Origin of the sequence: Vibrio sp. 2-1-2a, assembly GCF_032648565.1 — a bacterium.
GTDB lineage: Bacteria > Pseudomonadota > Gammaproteobacteria > Enterobacterales > Vibrionaceae > Vibrio > Vibrio diabolicus.
On sequence record NZ_WBOH01000006.1, the window covers coordinates 66538 to 84836 of the forward strand.

Sequence of the window (18299 nt, forward strand, 5' to 3'; positions counted from 1 at the left end):
AGTAAAGGAAATCAACATGAAAAAGACTCTTATCACTCTTGCTCTAACCATGGTATCGGGTGGCGTATTTGCTCAAATGGATAACTCAAACATGAACCACGACAACATGGAGCATGGTCAAATGGATCACGGTTCCATGAACATGGATAATATGCCGATGGATCATGGAAAAATGGACCACGGTAAAATGGATCATTCTGGTATGAGCGGCATGCCGGGCATGTCAGCGGTTGGTATGCCTGCAAATGGCGCAAAACCAGACAAAGTCGTTCATGTACTCTTAACGGATGATATGAAAATTACATTCAAAAAAGACGTGACAATTGAACCGGATGATGTGGTTCAATTTGTGGTAATGAATACTGGCAAAATCAATCACGAATTTACCATTGGCTCAGCAGAAGAACAGCTTAAACACCGTGAAATGATGAAAACCATGTCTGGCGATCACATGCATGACTCCGGCAATGCGGTCACTGTTGAACCAGGCAAAGCGAAACAACTCCTGTGGCACTTCCATGGCGATAAAAATGTAGAGTTCGCGTGTAATATTCCCGGTCATGCAGAAGCCGGCATGGTCAAAAAAGTGGAACTGTAGTGAAACCGGATTTACGTATTCACACGGTTCATAGACGTTAAATGTAAATACAAAAGGAGCTGATTCAGCTCCTTTTTATTTCGCTCCAAATACTAGATTATCGCATCACAAACAGCTCTTCATGATAGTGATGTTCTGTATCAAAACGATATGCCTCTAACTCTTTTTTCAGGGTTCGAGAGAATACCTCCGGTCCACAGAAATAAAACTCATAACGCGATAAGTCGCCGCATTCCCTCGCGATTCGTTCAACATTAAGTCGAGGTGAAACCGCAGTATCTATCACGTTCAGTTTCACTTGTGCCTGACGCGCGGCATTCCACAGTTCATCCACTAAATGACTATCTAAGCCACGTGTGCAATAAAACAAATGCACTGGCGGATGTCTTTTTAACGCTTTCAATGAAGATAAGATAGCAAAGAACGACGCTATCCCGACACCACCAGCAATCCAAACTTGCGGCTTGTTGACATCAAACTCTAAACGTCCATACGGCCCTTCAACAACAACCTCATTACCCGCTTTCACGCGCTGGTACAAATTGGTCGTGAAATCGCCTAGCTCTTTGATCAAAAAGCGAATCTCTGGATCGTGCTCACCTGAAACAATCGTAAACGGATGCGGATCTTCATTACCAAAGCGAACATAAGCAAACTGTCCGGCTTTGTGCTCTTGCCAAGGCTTCCCTTGGTCGTTGATGCCTGGCGCTAAAACCAGCTCCATAACGCGTGCTTGAGGGAAGTAGCGAGTCGACACAACTTTGGCGGGATAGCGATTCGCTCGTCCGACAAAGCCAAACAAGCTATAAACGGCAGCCGCAGAGCCCATCAATGCAAAACCAAAAGCGATAAAATGAATGGGACCGCCCCAGTACGCGTGCTTGATCAGCAAAACGGAGTGAACAGCAACCATCAAATACACCACAGCCATTAAACGATGGGATAACTTAAACGGTTTGTATTTAACAACCGTCCAGAGTGACACTACCAGCAATGCCAATAGCAAATAAAAGCCCCACTCACCTAAATCCAAGCCTACATCACGCAGTTCTTTAACCCATAACTCCAAACCAACGAAGTTATTGCCTGATGGCCCTGCTCCAGTGTGTTTTACTGGTTTTTCCAACCAACCAGCAGCAACGAGCCACTTCGGCACTTTATACATAAGCCAATGGATCACACCCAAACTGACGCCTGCTATACCTAACCACTTGTGTACTCGATATGCCTTGTCCATGCCATGAACCCATTGCTCTATCACAGGTAAGCGCAGCGCCAGCACCATCGCAATAGACATCAAAGCTAACGACAAAATACCAGAATATTGAATAAGCGCGGAGCGCCATTGGAAGAATTGGGTCGAGGAAAGCAGTTGCGGTTCACTCATCCACCACAACACAGACACGGCGGCAATTATCATCCATACAAAATTTCGTACAGTTTTCATGAACATCACTCTCAAATTGACGACAACTCTAGTTTAGTTTTTCTAGCGTAATGCAACGTCAATATTCGTAAAGTTGAGTAAACCCACAATATACCTAAGGTCAATAACAAACTTGGAGGTATTGCGCAGAATCCTACAAAAAATCGACATGGATTTAACAGTGGTTAGAGTATTCGCTCGTTATAGTTTGCGTAACATCGCCACAGTGCGAACCAAAACCAAAATGAAGAACACGACGCATGAAAAAGTTATTTTTGTTGGCTGGGCTAATGGTTTGCTCAACCCTAAGTTACGCTTCCCAACTGAATGAAGACATTTCTCTCATCGAACAACAAACCTCAAGCAGAATTGGAGTCTCGGTTTGGGATACGCAAACCGATGAGCGCTGGGATTACCGTGGCGATGAACGCTTCCCACTCATGAGCACATTCAAAACCTTGGCTTGCGCCACAATGCTAAGTGATATGGACAGCGGTAAGCTAAGTAAAAATGCGACCGCGAAAGTCGATGAGCGCAGCATCGTTGTGTGGTCTCCAGTGATGGACAAACTCGCAGGCCAAAACACACGCGTAGAACACGCTTGTGAAGCCGCGATGTTGATGAGTGATAATACTGCTGCCAACTTAGTATTGAATGAAATCGGTGGTCCTAAGGCCGTGACAATGTTTCTGCGAACTATTGGTGATAAAGCGACGCGCCTAGATAGATTAGAACCACGTTTAAACGAAGCGACACCGGGAGACAACCGCGACACAACCACACCTAACGCCATAGTAAACACTCTGCGAACCTTGATTGAAGGAGAAACGTTGTCTTACGAGTCTCGCGTGCAATTAAAAATCTGGATGCAGGACAACAAGGTTTCAGACTCGTTAATGCGTTCAGTATTACCAACAGGTTGGTCTATCGCCGACCGCTCTGGTGCGGGTGGTCACGGTTCGCGTGGTATTAACGCAATCATATGGAAGGAAAACCATCGTCCTGTTTACATTAGTATCTATGTCACAGAAACCGAGCTATCACTGCAAGCCAGAGACCAGCTCATCGCGCAAATCAGTCAGTTGATTTTACAGAAATACAAAGATAATTAATTCACTGCGTACATATTTACTTTCCTAAGTTTACCCTCTTTGCCCTTCTCTTCCCTGAAGGGCTTTCCTATTCTTTGGTTCTACCTCAAAAACACCCCTTATTGAGTAATGACTTACTTATAAATAGGTATAACATTTATTCATTTAGGCGTGAGTTAACGCCCACATTAAGCAATTGAACACACATAGATGGCGATAAATAAACCATAATCTTACGTAGAAACGCATTTTTCTTGAAAATAGCTTCGTGTAACTTATTGTTGGTATTTGCAACATCGCAAGGAGATGTCTATTGAGACTTGAAAGAACTTTTAACCCTGATGACTTATCGATGCAGAACATGGAAAGTCCGATCTGTATGCCGATAGGGTTTGTTCACTTTTTAGCTCAATCGGAAACATTGCAGCAGGTGCTTGATACGGTCGCAGAATGGATAAATCGTATATTCAATTCCGACCGCGCGAGTATCACGCTTTATGAAAATGATGATCATCTGAAGGTCTACTCTTTCTCTGGTAATAAAGCGATTCCGGCTGAATTCTTGGTACCTATTCACCGAGCTTTTGTTGGCCGAGTGTTCAAAAAACAACAACTGATGATCTGTGACGATGTCACTCAATCTGATGAGGTCGATTGTGTGATGCTGGCATCCAATGGCATGGGAACGTGTATGGATGCGCCTTTAATGCACGGTAAAGTCTGTTTGGGCACGCTCAATGTTGCACATCACCAAACGCACACTTATACAAATGAACAAGCGGCACAGCTTCAGTGCATTGCTAACTGGATTGCTTTAAACATTGCCCTTCATATACAAATTATGAAAATGGAGCATCTCGCCACAACGGATGATCTGACTGGCATTCCAAACCGCAGAGAATTCATGCGACAAATCGAAAGCCGCTTGACTGAATACCGTACCCAAGGCATTGACTTCCATGTTGCTATTCTAGATTTAGACAACTTTAAGAGCCTTAATGATCGGTTTGGTCATGATGCTGGCGATAAATCTCTGATCCATGCAGTCAACACCATTCAAAGCCATCTACTTGACTGTGACTTACTTGCCAGAGTTGGCGGTGAAGAGTTTGCCATCGTACTAAGAAGCCGCTCATCGCAAGAAGCCCTAAACACATTAGAAACGATCCGCAATGCGCTAGAAACTACGACGATTCAACATTCAGGTCGTGATATGAGCTTTACCGCTAGTATTGGTGTAACTCAAGTCTGTAGCTTGGATGACTCGTTTGAACCACTCGTAAAACGCGCCGACTTAGCCCTTTACAAAGCCAAAGAAACCGGTAGAAACCGTGTTGAGGTTCATAAAACAGAAGAAAACTAGAAAAGAGAGTGATAAAAAAGGTAGCGACTTGTTGCGCTACCTTTTATAAATTCTAACCCGCCTAAAATAAGTAATACGAACTTTAAGCCAGTTTAGAAATAAGAGTGAGCAAATTTAATTATGCTTTCTTAAGATCTTTAGCTGGGTAAGTTAGCGTTTTCTCGCCTGCTTTTACGTGTGTGTAAAAACCGCCACTGCTTAAACCTGTAACAACCATTTCGCCAAGATCGATACCTTTAGTCGCTACTACTACGTCACCGATTGAAAACATATTGAATACCTTGTTTATTTAGATTAAGACACTAAGTCGTTGCGCGGTATTTAATATGATATTAGGCAAACCACCTAATCGAATTTTTTATCGTAAAGATTAATTTTTATTTGGCGTGAACTCTAAGTTTCCATATTGAAAAAACCACAATATTTCCCAAAAACAGATGCGCTATTCTTGTTAAATACGTTAAGATTTTCTAGCATCAATTGCGGAGGTTTACTTCGCCTCATTGGAGATAAATGATGAAGAAAGGCCTAAAAATGCGTGCACTAGAACGCTCTGATTTGCGCTTTATTCACGAACTAAATAACAACCGAAATATCATGGCCTACTGGTTCGAAGAGCCCTATGAATCTTATGATGAGCTCGAAGAACTGTACCGAAAACATATACATGATGACGCAGAAAGACGCTTTGTGGTTGAAGATGAAGACGGCATAGTGATTGGATTGGTCGAACTTATTGAGATCAACTACATTCACCGAAGCGCTGAGTTTCAGATAATCATCGCCCCAGAGCATCAAGGACGAGGTTATGCGACAGAGATGATTAATCGAGCATTGGATTACTCCTTCTCGATTCTTAATCTACGTAAAATATACTTATTGGTCGCAGTGGATAATGAAGTCGCTATTCATTTATATAAGAAATGTGGTTTTATTGAAGAAGGCCATTTAGTAGAAGAATACTTTATTAACGGAGCCTATAGCGATGTTAAGCGTATGTATATATTAAAACACCAATATCAGAAAAAGATCGAAGAAAAGAACGCGATTCACTAATTTATTCCATCAAAGTAAAAACGCAGCCATCGTTGCTGCGTTTTCAATTTACTCAAATTGATATTGGTAAGATAATGCGACGCGCCTATCTGCCTCATCTAAATACGTGTTGTTGTCCATGACAAACGTCATTACGTTAAACGAGTGACGTTTATTCACGAGATAACCAAGGCCGATACCACCAAAGAAGCCTTTGTAGTTCTCTCCTTCACTGTTTTCTGAGCCGTAAGTGCCTGCTGCGAAGCTGATTAACGTCAGCTCTTTGGTAAACGATTTCAGCGCAAATGCACCAACGTAACCACTGCTGCCAGAAGAACTCATCAGATTGAAGCCATTCTCTGCACTTGGAGTGCCCGTAAAGTTAGGCTCGCTACAGTGGCTACTTTCTGCACCGTCACATACGGGAACATCACCAGTGTTGTACGTATAGCCTGCCATTGGGAAAATTTGGAAGCCTGCTGGCTCAATCCCGAAATAACTTAGCGGCATAAAGGTACCAACGCTGTAGTTGGTTTGATCCGCGCCGTTTACGTATTCATTTTTACCGAAGTTGAAGTTCACGATACCGACCGGAAACAACCACGAGCCACCAATACGCCACTCGCTCGCATCATCATTGATACGCAGGTTGATTTTGCGCGCTTGGTCAAGCGCAAGTGAGCCCGAGAAGGAGATGTTTTGATCATCAAAATCGTAGTTGTTTGCGTAAGACGCGCCAAATTTCGTGATGACTTTTGTTGGGTCATCCGCCAACTTGTTTTTATTGTCTTTTACTCGGTGCTCGGCACCATGAGCCAGCGTACTGACCAACAAAGTCGTACACACTAACGCTAGTTTATTTTTCATTTTTTAGTCCTTTGAGATGTTGAATACCCGCACTTAGCTGCGCAGATACTTTTTGAATCATCACTCACTGGATGTGACAGAAGCGCCCTAACTACCTTAGATGGCATGACAGCATCCAGTGCAGGTAGTTAGGGTAGAATGGCCTGTAAGGAAGGCGTTTTAGCGATTAGGAATGATTAGTTTTTCCAGTTGTAGCTCATGCTCATGAAGTACAGAGCAGGCTCATCAAAACCAGCTTGTAAGCGTGGCGTTTCTGACGATTCCATCAAGATCGCTTCAAAAGCGAAACCAATTGAGTTTTCTGAATCCAATTTGTAATCAATGCCTGTACCAATGCGGTATGCCTTGCCAGTAGGAACGGTAATGTCACCGTTTGATTGGCTTTCATACATGCTGGTATCGAATGCAAAACCTGCATTCCACATCATTTTTTCATTCAGTTTGTACTGAGTACCCAATGCGATTTGGTAAGTGTCTTGTGTCTCTACGTTCAGCGTGGTTGTGTATTCGCTCCAGTCTTGCCAGTTCACGTTCCACATCACTGCTAGGTCATCATTCACTTCGTGGTAAGCACTGAAGATCAGTTGTTGCGGAGCAATGGAGTTGCTATTGTCGAATTCAAATTCGGTTTCAGAAGAGTAAGACAGGCCAAGACGCGTGCCTGGTGTTGCCTCATAAAGTACACCTACTCGGCCGTTGAGCTGAGTATCTTGGTCTTCGTCATTGAAGTTCAAGGCTCCCTTCGTTTCCACTTCATACATACCGTACTGAATGCCAAGCGCCGCACCCATAGACCAGTGATCATTGATGCGGTAAGAAGCGGAAGGTTGAATGGTTAAGGCTTGCGTCGTTGCTGTAGGAATATCTAAATGATTATTCAAAAGACCTTCGTACTCGAGGCCAAGACCGTAGTTGCCATACAGACCAATACCCAGCGTCCATTTGTCGTTTACTTGTTGGCTGTAAAATGCCGACGCCATAGGAACAAAACCAATCACGTTGCCCGCATCGCCAGTCATCGTGTCTAGTTGCGCGTCACCGTAAAGGCCAATCAGGTTACCAGAGAAAGATTTACCAGAAACATTCGCCAGACCAGCCGGGTTTGCTGCCATTACTGAGGCATCTTGCGCACGAGCCGCCATACCAGCGGATGCCAAACCAATATCCGATGCTGTAGTTTCGTAAAGGTATAACCCACCCGCTTGCGCAGCAGCACACGTCAGTAGAGAGCTCGCAACGACGATTTTTGAAAGATTTTTCATGCTAAAACCTATTATTATTTGGGGAACCCACGCTGCGACGGTGGTTGTATATCAATGAAAGGCATTGGCCAATCGCACACAGCGTGGGGGTGTTGTGGAGTCAGTCAGTTGAAATCAGCGTTATTGCTCGCTCACCTCAAGTTCAGTGGGTTTCTTTCGCTTAAACTTCTCGCGCAGAGATTGCATCATCACGAAGAACACCGGCGTCAGTAACGTGCCTACAAACGTAGAGAGAATCATGCCGCCGAATACCGCAAAGCCCAGTGAGTGACGAGATGCCGCACCAGCACCCGATGCAATCACCAACGGGAATACCCCCCAGATGAAGGCGAATGCGGTCATCTGTACTGCACGGAAACGGATTCGAGCAGCTTCTTTGGCAGCATCAATGATGGATAAGCTCTTTTCTTCTCGCAGAACTTTGGCAAATTCCACGATAAGAATCGCCACTTTGGCGGACATACCGATCAAGATGACCACACCAATCTGCACGTACAAATCGAACGGTTGTCCCACCAGTAATAACGTCCCCATTGCGCCGAGAATCGCGACTGGAACCGCCATCATTACTGCAGCAGGAATGGTCCAACTTTCGTACTGAGCCACCAAGAACAAGTAGGTGAACAGCAAAGACAATGCGAACGCGATTGGCGCCATGTTGCCTGCTTTCATCTCTTGGTAAGTCAAGCCTGACCACTCGTACGAGTAACCACTTGGCAAAGATTCCGCAGCCAGTTTTTCAATGGCTTTTACAACATCACCCGAGCTGTAACCTGGCGCTGGCGCACCGTTCACGGTTGCAGAACTGAACATGTTGTAGTTCGACAAGGTATCCGGGCCGAAGATCGGCTTCACTTTCACTAGCGTTGCCAGTGACACCATTTTTCCAGAGCTAGAACGAACAAACAGATGGTCGATGTCGTCGATGTTGTCACGGTATTGCTCTTCTGCTTGCACTTTCACTTGGTACGAACGACCAAACAAGTTGAAGTCAGAAATGTAGGCGCCGCCCAACTGTGCTTGTAGTGTGCTGAAGATTTCATTCAACGGTACGCCCATCGAAATCGCTTTATCGCGGTCAATATCGATGTAACGTTGCGGAATGTTCGCACGGAAAATCGAGAACGCACGCGCCACTTCTGGCAGTTGATTGATTTGGGCAACAAAATCAGCGGTTGTTTTTGCCAACTCTTGTGGAGAACGGCCCAAGTTGTCTTGCAGCACAAGGTTGAAACCATCCACCGCACCCATGCCTTTGATTGCCGGCGTCGCGAAAACGAACGAAGCGGCATCTGGCGTTGAGTTCAGCATTTGGTTAACTTTATTCATCAATGCGCGTTGGTGTAGCTCAGGGTCTTTACGTTTGCTCCAGTTATCCAGTTTGATGATCAACATGCCCGAGTTTGGAATCGACGCCATGTTAATTACCGAGAAGCCCGCAACCGAAACCACGTTCTCCACACCTTCCATCTGTTTTAGCTCATCAACGTACTTCTTCATTAATGGCGCAGTACGCTGCAATGCTGCTGCATCTGGCAAACGCATTTCGACCATGAACACGCCTTTATCTTCGTTCGGTACGAAAGAAGAAGGTACGGTCATGAACGCAAACGCCAGTACCGCAATAAGCGCGCCATAAACACCGATACTCAGCACAATACGACGGCTCAAGAAGCCAACTAAACCTTGGTATTTGCGCGTTATTGCTTCAAAACCTCGGTTAAACGCACGCAAAGGCGCAATAGGTTGCGAGTGAGTAGATTTCAACATCAACGCACAAAGCGCTGGCGTTAACGTCAATGCGTTGATCGCAGAGATCAGCACCGACACACAGATGGTGACCGCGAACTGGTTGAACATTCGACCAGAAATACCCGGCAATAGCGCAACCGGTACGAATACCGCCAACAAAATAAGCGTTGTTGCCAATACTGGCCCCGTCACTTCTTTCATGGCTTGGATCGTGGCCGGAATCGGATCTAAATGCTCTTCATGGATAACCCGCTCCACGTTCTCCACCACGATGATCGCATCATCCACCACGATACCGATGGCGAGGATCAAGCCAAACAACGAGATCGTGTTAATGGTCATGCCCATCACGCCCATGATTGCGAACGTCGCAATGATAGAAACCGGAATCGCTAAGGTTGGAATGATGGTCGCTCGCCAGTTCTGCAAGAAAACGTACACCACGAAGGTGACAAGAAGTACCGCAATCACCAGCGTCTCATACACTTCATCAATCGATGTCTCTACGTATTCGGTAGAGTCATACGCGATGTCGTAGACCAAATCATCTGGGAACGATTTCTCATACTCTTTCATGGCCTCTTTCACGCGTTCCATCACGTCTAGCGCGTTCGCTGTCGGCAACTGATACAAGGCCAGAACGGCGGCTGGTTCGTTATTCATACGACCATCAGCTTCGTAACCTTGTGCACCAACTTCCACACGAGCCACATCTTTCAAGCGAATCAAAGAACCTTTCTTGCTCGCGCGGATGATGATGTTCTCGAACTCTTCCGCAGAAGTAAGGCGGCCTTTGGTTTGCAAAACATATTGATATTGCTGGTCACCCGGAGCTGGCATACCACCGATCTTACCTGCTGCCACTTGGATGTTTTGCGTTTTAATTGCGCCAATAACATCGCTAGCAGAAAGCTTCAAGGTGGCCAGTTTATTTGGGTTTAACCAAATACGCATTGAGTAGTCTTTCTTACCCAGCAGCGTAATGTCACTCATACCTTCGATACGTTTTAGACGCTCAACGATATTGAGATCCGCATAGTTAGAAAGGTAGATACTGTCGTAAGACTGTTTCGGAGAACGCAGTGTGATAACGCCCAGCATGTCGGAAGATTTCTTCTTAACCGTCACACCGATTTGGTTTACTTCTTGTGGTAGAGACGACGTCGCCTGTGCCACCAAGTTGTTCACACGAACCTGCGCCATATCGCCATCTGCGCCCACTCGGAAGTAGATACGCAGTGTGTATGAGCCATCGTTACCAATCACAGAAGACATGTAAATCATGTCTTCAACGCCGTTGACTTTTGCTTCTATCGGTTGTGCTACCGTCTTTTTAACCACGTCCGCGTTTGCACCCGGATACATGGTGCTCACCGTAATTACCGTTGGAGAGATTTGAGGATACTCAGAAATTGGCAAGACTTTCAGGGCGATCATACCCATCAATGTCATCGCCAGTGAGATCACCAAAGCAAACTTCGGCCGGTGAATGAAAAATTTACTTAACATCAGTACTCACTCAGCCTTGTTCACTCTGTAGTTCAACGTCTTTCACCGTTGCACCCGGACGCACTTTTTGTAGACCATTGACGATGACTTTTTCGTTAGCCGCCAAGCCAGTCAGCACAGCACGTTTCACACCGTAGGTCTGACCGAGTTCAACGTTACGACGTGACACCACGTGATCATCACCAACCACCATGACGTAGTCACCCGCTTGGTCTTGCTGAACAGCCGCCGATGGGATAAGCAAACCATCAATGGTTTTGTTGCGCAGCTTGATGGTCAAGTTGCCATATTCACCCGGCATAAGCGCGTAAGTTGGATTATCGAATTGTGCTTCTGCTCGAATTGAGCCTGTTTCTAAATCGATCTTATTGCCAACGGCGTAGATCTTGCCATCAAGTGGATACAATGAACCGTCTGAAAGCGTCAGTGTTAAATCAACATCCAGTTTGTCATCGTTACGATGAGCCACATCAATCGCACTTCTTACTCGGCGGTAGAGCTTCTCATCCACATCAAAGCCAAAGCGAATTGGGTCGATTTGAGTGATCGAAACAAGAGGAACGAGTTGAATTTTCGAAATACGGTCACCCACTCGGAAGTTGCTGAAACCCACGCGGCCAGAGAAAGGAGCACGCACAGAGCTAAATTCAAGATCGAGCCTTGCTGAAACCAGCGTCGCTTTCGCCTCTTCTACCGAAGCAATCGCTGCGGCGTGCGCAGCAATGGCGTCATCGTATTGCTGCTCACTGATGCTTTTATCTTTGATGAGTTTCTTCACACGTTCTGCATCACGCGTAGTTTGAACGAGTTGTGCTTTTGCTTTTTGCAACGACGCTTTTGCATACGCCAGTGCCGCTTTGTAAGGACGGTCGTCGATTTCAAACAGCAATTGGCCTTTTTCGACCATATCGCCATCTTTAAAATGAATCGCGGTTAATTCGCCACCGACTCGAGGCATAATATCAACGTCATTTACCGCTTCAGTTCGACCGATAAAAGTATGATAAGGAGTGATTTTTGTTTCGGTTAGGGTAACGGTTTCAACAGAGGGTGCTTGGGCAGTTTTCGTTGCGATATCGCCCGTTTTGCATCCTGATAGTAATGCAGAAGATATAGCAATAGATACCAACGCAAATTTATATTTGGCTTTCATGATAAACCTACTTTATGTAGAAAGTGCCCTAGCCTAAATATTTAAATATATGGATAAACGCACTTTCTATTCTGGAAATAAACGAGGGAGTTAGAATTGGTAGTTAAATTCGATACGGTGATCACCATCACCGAAATTAACATGCTCATTCCAGTTTGCAAAGTAACGAATATTTGCGCGAGGATTAATTTGATAAGACAACGCAAACTCATGAGTTAAGATATTATCTTCACCCGCGTAATAAGTATCTTTATATTGACTAGACCCTGACAATGTATGCATATACATTGGGTTGTAGTTAATCCAGATTTTATCGGTTAATTCAATTTTTGAGTACATACCGACAACAGTGAAAGTACCTGGAATTTCATAACCTTTGTCATCACCACTAAAATCATTAGCAATAGTGACACCCGCACCAGCCAAAGGAAATAGCTGCAACATACCAAACTTAGGTAGACCTTGAATAAAGCTATAAGATGCATCTAATTTATCGTTATCAACATCGTAGTTTACATCTAATTGACGGCCTAGACCTTTTGCGACTTCTACTTGGAAATTACGTAGTCGGAAAGAGTCAATGCTGTCATCAACATTGGCATACATTGGATCGTCATTGTCGCGAATGCCAAGTAGCTCACCACCAATGCCTTTCATTTCGATGATGTTCATCGCCATGGTGCCAGGCTGGCTAGATTGGTAAGTTTGACCGATTTTGATGTTCGCGCCTTTGTCAGTAATACCAAAGCCCGCTTGGGTGTAAACCGCAAGTGGGTCAGACATGTCTTGTAGTTCTTCGTCATTATTTGTCTGAGCATAAGCAGAAGACGCGAGTTGAAGGGCTGCTGCCATGATAACAACAGACGGTTTCACTAAATTCATAAAACTGTATCCATTTTAATGATTATAAAATTATTCACGTCATGAGATCATCATAAATAGCAAGCAACACAACTCGCTTTGGATAATATAAATTATCAAAGCAAATTTAATAATGACGAAACATTAAACGTTTTAATTAAAATAAAATAAAGCATCGTAAAAGTTCAATCACTGCTACTTATATCTTATATAACTTGAAATTTGGTAAGCTTTACGAAGAAGGGAATATTAAAACTTATGAAAATTCAATTATCATTAGAACAAATGATTAATTAAATTTACCATATAAATAAGGAGTGCAATGGTGTTAGGTGATCGCGATCAAGTTTTATTTTTATCGTATATTACTCTTCAGGTAAAGAAGAGAGTTGTAATAAATTGCAAATACCTTAATTTAATTAGCCTTGCGGTCAATTTAGAATAGTTACTCCACAATAAATTGAAAGGAAATCACACTCTGTGATCTCCTTTTATTTTCGAGTGCAAAAGCACCAATGCATTTCGTTAACTAAAAACGCAAACGATTCGCACTATTGCAGTTTCTCTATCCCCATATTGAACAGTGCAAAGCTGTAAATATCTGCATTTGTCTCAATTATTTTACGCGTTGGTGTGCCAGCACCATGTCCTGCATTGGTTTCGATGCGAATCAAGGTCGGATTTGAACCCGCCTGTTTTGACTGCAACTCAGCAGCAAATTTGTAAGAGTGAGCAGGAACAACACGATCATCATGATCACCCGTTGTAATCAATGTTGCTGGGTATTCCACCCCCGCTTTTACATTGTGCACTGGCGAATAACCTTTCAGATATTGGAACATCTCTTTACTTTGCTCTGCCGTACCGTAGTCATACGCCCAACCAGCACCTGCGGTAAAAGTATGATAACGTAGCATGTCCAGTACGCCGACTGCTGGCAGCGCCACTTTAAACAGCTCTGGACGTTGCGTCATAACTGCCCCCACTAACAAGCCACCATTCGATCCACCGTTAATGGCTAACTTGTTTGATGACGTTACCTTTTCATCAATTAGGTATTCAGCCGCCGCAATAAAGTCATCAAACACATTTTGCTTTTGCATTTGAATGCCAGCGTTGTGCCACTCTTTACCATACTCCCCACCGCCACGAATGTTCGCTACCGCGTAAACACCACCAAGCTCCAACCAAGCCGCACGTGTCGGGTTAAAAGATGGTGTGAGGCTGATGTTGAAACCACCATAACCATATAGGATGGTTGGTGCACTGCCGTCCATCGGTGTCCCTTTTTTATAGGTGATGATCATCGGCACTTTTGTTCCGTCTTTTGAGGTGTAAAACACCTGGCGAGAGTCATACAAAGCTGGATCAAATGGCGCTTTAGATTTGTAGTACACCTCGCTATCACCATCTTTGATGTTCAGACGATACGTAGTGCTTGGCATCTTGTAGTTGGTGAAAGAATAGTAGACTTCGGTTTCTTCTTTTTTACCCGAGAAACCGTATGCGCTGCCAATATCAGGCAATTTGATTTCTCGAATGAGTTTACCGTTCATGTCGTATTGCTTCACCATCGAGATCGCATCAACAATATAACTCGCAAACAAGTTGCCACCCGCGGTAGAAACACGTAACACGTTCTTTGTTTCAGAGATCAAATCTTTCCAATTTTTGGGCTGCGGCTGACTCGCATCCACCGTCACGACGCGTTTGTTCGGCGCATTAAGGTTCGTAACCAAGTACAGTTTCGTGCCTTGGTTGTCTATCACCCAAGTATCAGAGCTGGTGTTATCTAAAATGGTTTTAAGCGGGCTATTTGGCTTACTCAGATCTTTAAAGAACAGTTTGTTACCCGATGTCGATACGCTGGCTGAGATAAACAAGTAGCGTTCATCATCCGACGTATAGCCGCCAACATAACGGTATTTCTCTTCCTCAAAGCCGCCGAAAATCAGCTGGTCTTCACTTTGCTTCGTTCCAAGTTTATGAAAGTAGAGCTTGTGTTGATCTGTCTTCGCGGAGAGTTCACTCCCCTGTGGCTTGTCAAACTTGAGTAATAGAAACCTTGATTGCCGAGCCAACTGATGCCGCTGAACTTCATATCCACCAGCGTTTCACCGACTGGCTTTTTGGTTTCTGTGTCTAACACAATGACTTTGCGCCAATCGCTACCGCCTTCCGAAATGCTGTATGCGACCAAAGAACCGTCTCGTGAAAAACTCACTCCCGCTAACGATGTGGTGCCATCCTCACTAAAAGTATTTGGATCGAGGAAAATTTCTGCTTCACCATCACCTAGCTGCCGATAAAGCACATCTTGGTTTTGTAACCCGTCATTTTTGTAGAAATAAGTGAACTTACCCTCTTTGAACGGTTGGCTTTGCTTTTCGTAGTCCATGAGCTTAGTGATGTGCTCTTCAATCTGCTCGCGGTAAGGGATTTTCGACAGATAATCAAACGTCACTGCATTTTGTGCCTTCACCCATTCTGCGGTTTCTAGGCTGAGATCGTCTTCCAACCAGCGATAAGGATCACTCACTTTTGTACCAAAGTAGTCATCGACAACATCCACTTTTTGTGTGATTGGATACGTGATGGCTTTCGGGGTTACTTGTTCAACCGACGACTGCGCCGCTTCATTTGCATGCGCCACAGACAACACACTTCCGAGTGCGAGAGCCGTTGCTAATGCTAGGGTGTTCTTTTTCATGAAATTCCTTTTTATTTTTCTGTTGTCTTTTTGTGCAATACATCAGAACTCTACTATATATCGACAAAATGAATCTAATTTCATTAAACGAGTTGTGAAAGCCATCCTAACTCCCTCATTTCCTACCAATTCTACATATCGGTAAGTGGCGGTGTAGAGCTTAGGAACAACGCTGAAGAGCTACGATGGCGTTTACTCTCTTTCGTTTAATTCAGTTCGATTTGACGCAAAACCCCAGACTCAGAAGCGAAATCTTGGTCGTGACTAATCAGAACAAATCCACCTTTGTATACATTTAACGCCTGACTAAGCATTATTTTTGACTCGAGATCGAGATGGTTATCTGGTTCATCGAGCAGCAGCAAAGGCTGGGAGTGTTGATGGCTGACGATCAGCATTGCGAGCTTCATCTTCTCGCCACCGCTTAGTACGCATCCCAACCGAAACACAGCGTCTCGACGAAAACCGATCCCCGCCAGTAAGGTTCTCGCTTCACTTTCCGTCATCTCTTGGCAGGTCTCCATTACGTTCTCAAGTAACGAAAGATTTGGATTCACTGCGCCAAAGTGTTGGTCGAGATAATACAAGGGCGTATTCACTTGCAGCTCACCACTGAGCAACGACAACTCGCCAAGCAACGTCTTTAACAAGGTTGACTTTCCGCATCCATTTTTCCCTTTGAGATGGACTTTATCGTTCGCAAAAATCTGCAAAGTGATAGGAGTAGAATCCCCAAAAGGCAATATACCTTCTTGTATCGACAACACTTTTCTCGAACGGTTCGGATTATCTGCAAGATAAAGCTTTTGCGCTTTGAGCTGCTCATGTCGCGATTGCAACGCCCGCTCTTTGGCTTGTAAATGCACTTGTCTGAGTTGCTCATTCTTATTGCGATTTGAGGCGCTGGCGGTCGCGCTATCCTTTTTTCCATCAAGCAAAATTTTGGGCTGACTGCCGTCTTTGCGCAGTTTGTTCCCTTGCGCGGCGCGTTGGTCTGCTTTTTCGCGATTTTTCTGGGCTTGCTCGGCTAACCGTTTTTTCTGTTTATCGACTTGCGCTAACTGCCTCTCGACCGCTTGCAGTTCAGTGCGTTTTTGCTCGGCGTACACATCGTAATTTCCACCAAAAACCTGTAAACCTAGGCCCGATAGTTCCCAAACTTCCTCCATTGCTCTCAGCAGCTCACGATCGTGACTGATGAGTAAAATCGCGCCACCGAAATGCGTCATAGACTCTATCAGCCATTGTTTCGCCTCGGTATCGAGGTGATTGGATGGCTCATCGAGAATCAAAAGCTCCGTTTCGTTTTCAAACAACTGCCATAACTGCAAACGCGCCAACTGACCACCACTGAGCCGAGCACATGAGAAATCAGGGTCTTGCGGCAAGCCCATCGCAGCAAGCTGCTGTTTGAGTTTCGGTTCAATATCCCACTGTTCGCCAACCAGTTCGAACCAATGCTCAGAAACATCACCTTGTTCAATCTGCTTCAAAGCATGCAAGACCGAGTCTGTTCCCAGAAACTGGGCGATCGATTGCTGACCTGAAAGCAGATCAGACGGCTGCTGGCGATACATCATGAAAGAAGAGGGAGAAGTCACAACACCGCTGGCTGGCTGAGTTTCGCCTGCCAAAATGGAAGCCAAAAGCGACTTACCGATGCCATTGCGCCCAATCAAACCAACACGTCGTTTAGTCATGGAACAAGAAATAGACTGAAATAGCGTCTCGCCATTATCAAACTGATGGCTAACATTAAAAGCTTGTAAAACTGGCATAATTTGCCTCCTGTATGACAGGGACAACAGCCGTAGCTATGATTTGAGATTGCAACAAAACGCGTGCACAAACGCATTAAGCTCTATGTAAAGCTCGACGATAAACGTCAAATCAAAAAGTCGTCTTGTTGCAAAGAAATATCGGAAAGTGAGCTACGCCTACTAACCCTGCAGATCCAAAAAATAAGTAAAAATATGGATAACAGGTTTAGTTCTTCATGTTGGCGTAATCTCCTAGAGAAATGATTTGCGAAGTTTAGCGGGTTTTCTGACTAAAAAGCAAGCAGCATTATTTATCAAAACTTTGAACGATTTCGAGATCTTATCTACACAAATTTTGCCCAAGCCATACTATGCTTACAGTAAAGCTAATCCACATAAGGGCGTGGTAATGAAATACAAACATATCCTTGTTGCACTCGAACTGTCCGATGAGAGCACTGTTCTGATCGACAGAGCCGTAGCGATGGCTAACTATCTCGACTCCGATATTTCATTCATCCATATTGATGGAACTCACGGGGAAATTTATCGTGAGCTCGTAGACATTAAAGAGAACCCAGACCAAAGGCCGCTGAATGAGCACTCTATGGAATGTTTGAGAACATTCAGTGAGTACATGGATTATCCACTCAAACACTTCTTCGTGGGTACTGGTGATTTAGCCGATAAGCTCGAAATTACCATCAAAGAGCAAGAAGTGGACTTGCTGATTTGTGGCCATCACCAAGATTTCTGGAGCAAAATCATTTCCTACTCAAGACATCTTATCAACAAGTCACCAGTCGATATTTTAGTCGTTCCTATTCATGATTAATTAAAATTTGACGCTTGCCAAAACCACCAACTTATTTGGTGGTTTTTTATTGATATTGAAACAGCTTAAGCACTTTT

14 protein-coding genes and 1 pseudogene are annotated in these 18299 nt (G+C 44.5%); 5 read left to right on the forward strand and 10 right to left on the reverse strand.

Translation table 11 applies throughout. The features are described 5' to 3' along the window. The first annotated feature begins 16 nt into the window (after positions 1-16). Complete coding sequence (gene copI / locus F7Y48_RS16675; RefSeq protein WP_085344512.1) at positions 17-598, forward strand: copper-resistant cuproprotein CopI; 582 nt, start codon at positions 17-19, stop codon at positions 596-598. 97 nt (positions 599-695) lie between these two features. Here copI and F7Y48_RS16680 read toward each other — a convergent pair whose 3' ends face one another. Further along, complete coding sequence (locus F7Y48_RS16680) at positions 696-2045, reverse strand: ferric reductase-like transmembrane domain-containing protein (RefSeq protein WP_316685077.1); 1350 nt, start codon at positions 2043-2045, stop codon at positions 696-698. Between the two features lie 239 nt (positions 2046-2284). On the opposite strand from F7Y48_RS16680, the gene blaCARB reads away from it, so the two are divergent. Further along, positions 2285-3136, forward strand: a complete 852-nt coding sequence (gene blaCARB, locus F7Y48_RS16685) for a CARB family carbenicillin-hydrolyzing class A beta-lactamase (RefSeq protein WP_150917829.1) — start codon at positions 2285-2287, stop codon at positions 3134-3136. Between the two features lie 292 nt (positions 3137-3428). Then, positions 3429-4478 (forward strand): sensor domain-containing diguanylate cyclase, encoded by a 1050-nt coding sequence (locus F7Y48_RS16690; protein WP_006742172.1) that lies wholly within the window; start codon positions 3429-3431, stop codon positions 4476-4478. A 118-nt stretch (positions 4479-4596) separates the two neighbouring features. Here the strand turns inward: F7Y48_RS16690 and F7Y48_RS16695 are convergent, their stop codons facing one another. Beyond that, positions 4597-4749, reverse strand: coding sequence for a hypothetical protein (locus tag F7Y48_RS16695; RefSeq protein WP_005375418.1), 153 nt, complete (start codon positions 4747-4749; stop codon positions 4597-4599). 245 nt (positions 4750-4994) lie between these two features. Between F7Y48_RS16695 and speG the strand changes: the two genes are divergently transcribed. Further along, positions 4995-5534 (forward strand): spermidine N1-acetyltransferase, encoded by a 540-nt coding sequence (gene speG / locus F7Y48_RS16700; RefSeq protein ID WP_041853120.1) that lies wholly within the window; start codon positions 4995-4997, stop codon positions 5532-5534. A gap of 48 nt (positions 5535-5582) precedes the next feature. Here speG and F7Y48_RS16705 read toward each other — a convergent pair whose 3' ends face one another. From F7Y48_RS16705 to F7Y48_RS16735, 8 genes and pseudogenes are all read right to left on the reverse strand, one after another. Continuing rightward, a complete protein-coding gene (locus F7Y48_RS16705) occupies positions 5583-6380 on the reverse strand; it encodes a hypothetical protein (protein WP_074189888.1) in 798 nt (265 codons plus the stop codon). Between the two features lie 176 nt (positions 6381-6556). Further along, complete coding sequence (locus tag F7Y48_RS16710) at positions 6557-7642, reverse strand: OmpP1/FadL family transporter (protein WP_258504947.1); 1086 nt, start codon at positions 7640-7642, stop codon at positions 6557-6559. A 120-nt stretch (positions 7643-7762) separates the two neighbouring features. Beyond that, on the reverse strand, positions 7763-10903 hold the full coding sequence (gene vmeQ, locus F7Y48_RS16715) for an efflux RND transporter permease subunit VmeQ (RefSeq protein ID WP_316685078.1): 3141 nt from the start codon (positions 10901-10903) through the stop codon (positions 7763-7765). Positions 10904-10913: 10 nt separating this feature from the next. Further along, the gene (vmeP, locus tag F7Y48_RS16720) at positions 10914-12056 is read right to left on the reverse strand and encodes an efflux RND transporter periplasmic adaptor subunit VmeP (protein WP_005391278.1); all 1143 of its coding nucleotides are present in this window, start codon (positions 12054-12056) and stop codon (positions 10914-10916) included. Positions 12057-12146: 90 nt separating this feature from the next. Next, positions 12147-12938, reverse strand: a complete 792-nt coding sequence (locus tag F7Y48_RS16725) for a hypothetical protein (RefSeq protein WP_025532673.1) — start codon at positions 12936-12938, stop codon at positions 12147-12149. A 530-nt stretch (positions 12939-13468) separates the two neighbouring features. Beyond that, the gene (locus tag F7Y48_RS23605; RefSeq protein WP_395206012.1) at positions 13469-14362 is read right to left on the reverse strand and encodes a prolyl oligopeptidase family serine peptidase; all 894 of its coding nucleotides are present in this window, start codon (positions 14360-14362) and stop codon (positions 13469-13471) included. Between the two features lie 3 nt (positions 14363-14365). Continuing rightward, positions 14366-15627, reverse strand: a pseudogene (locus tag F7Y48_RS23610) (S9 family peptidase); the annotation flags it as partial. A gap of 206 nt (positions 15628-15833) precedes the next feature. Beyond that, entirely contained in the window at positions 15834-17405 is a 1572-nt protein-coding gene (locus F7Y48_RS16735; protein ID WP_316685089.1) for an ATP-binding cassette domain-containing protein, read from the reverse strand. 391 nt (positions 17406-17796) lie between these two features. Here F7Y48_RS16735 and F7Y48_RS16740 point away from each other — a divergent pair, with 391 nt between their 5' ends. Then, the gene (locus tag F7Y48_RS16740) at positions 17797-18222 is read left to right on the forward strand and encodes a universal stress protein (RefSeq protein ID WP_005392539.1); all 426 of its coding nucleotides are present in this window, start codon (positions 17797-17799) and stop codon (positions 18220-18222) included. Positions 18223-18299: the final 77 nt, after the last annotated feature.

What these genes read in the sequence shown, in the direction of transcription:
- vmeP (WP_005391278.1), bottom strand. Translation starts at nt 12,056, where the DNA reads ATGAAAGCCAAATATAAATTTGCGTTGGTATCTATTGCTATATCTTCT.
- F7Y48_RS16735 (WP_316685089.1), bottom strand. Translation starts at nt 17,405, where the DNA reads ATGCCAGTTTTACAAGCTTTTAATGTTAGCCATCAGTTTGATAATGGC.
- F7Y48_RS16695 (WP_005375418.1), bottom strand. Translation starts at nt 4,749, where the DNA reads ATGTTTTCAATCGGTGACGTAGTAGTAGCGACTAAAGGTATCGATCTT.
- F7Y48_RS16705 (WP_074189888.1), bottom strand. Translation starts at nt 6,380, where the DNA reads ATGAAAAATAAACTAGCGTTAGTGTGTACGACTTTGTTGGTCAGTACG.
- F7Y48_RS16710 (WP_258504947.1), bottom strand. Translation starts at nt 7,642, where the DNA reads ATGAAAAATCTTTCAAAAATCGTCGTTGCGAGCTCTCTACTGACGTGT.
- F7Y48_RS16725 (WP_025532673.1), bottom strand. Translation starts at nt 12,938, where the DNA reads ATGAATTTAGTGAAACCGTCTGTTGTTATCATGGCAGCAGCCCTTCAA.
- vmeQ (WP_316685078.1), bottom strand. Translation starts at nt 10,903, where the DNA reads ATGTTAAGTAAATTTTTCATTCACCGGCCGAAGTTTGCTTTGGTGATC.
- copI (WP_085344512.1), top strand. Translation starts at nt 17, where the DNA reads ATGAAAAAGACTCTTATCACTCTTGCTCTAACCATGGTATCGGGTGGC.
- blaCARB (WP_150917829.1), top strand. Translation starts at nt 2,285, where the DNA reads ATGAAAAAGTTATTTTTGTTGGCTGGGCTAATGGTTTGCTCAACCCTA.
- speG (WP_041853120.1), top strand. Translation starts at nt 4,995, where the DNA reads ATGAAGAAAGGCCTAAAAATGCGTGCACTAGAACGCTCTGATTTGCGC.
- F7Y48_RS16740 (WP_005392539.1), top strand. Translation starts at nt 17,797, where the DNA reads ATGAAATACAAACATATCCTTGTTGCACTCGAACTGTCCGATGAGAGC.
- F7Y48_RS16680 (WP_316685077.1), bottom strand. Translation starts at nt 2,045, where the DNA reads ATGAAAACTGTACGAAATTTTGTATGGATGATAATTGCCGCCGTGTCT.
- F7Y48_RS23605 (WP_395206012.1), bottom strand. Translation starts at nt 14,362, where the DNA reads ATGCCAAGCACTACGTATCGTCTGAACATCAAAGATGGTGATAGCGAG.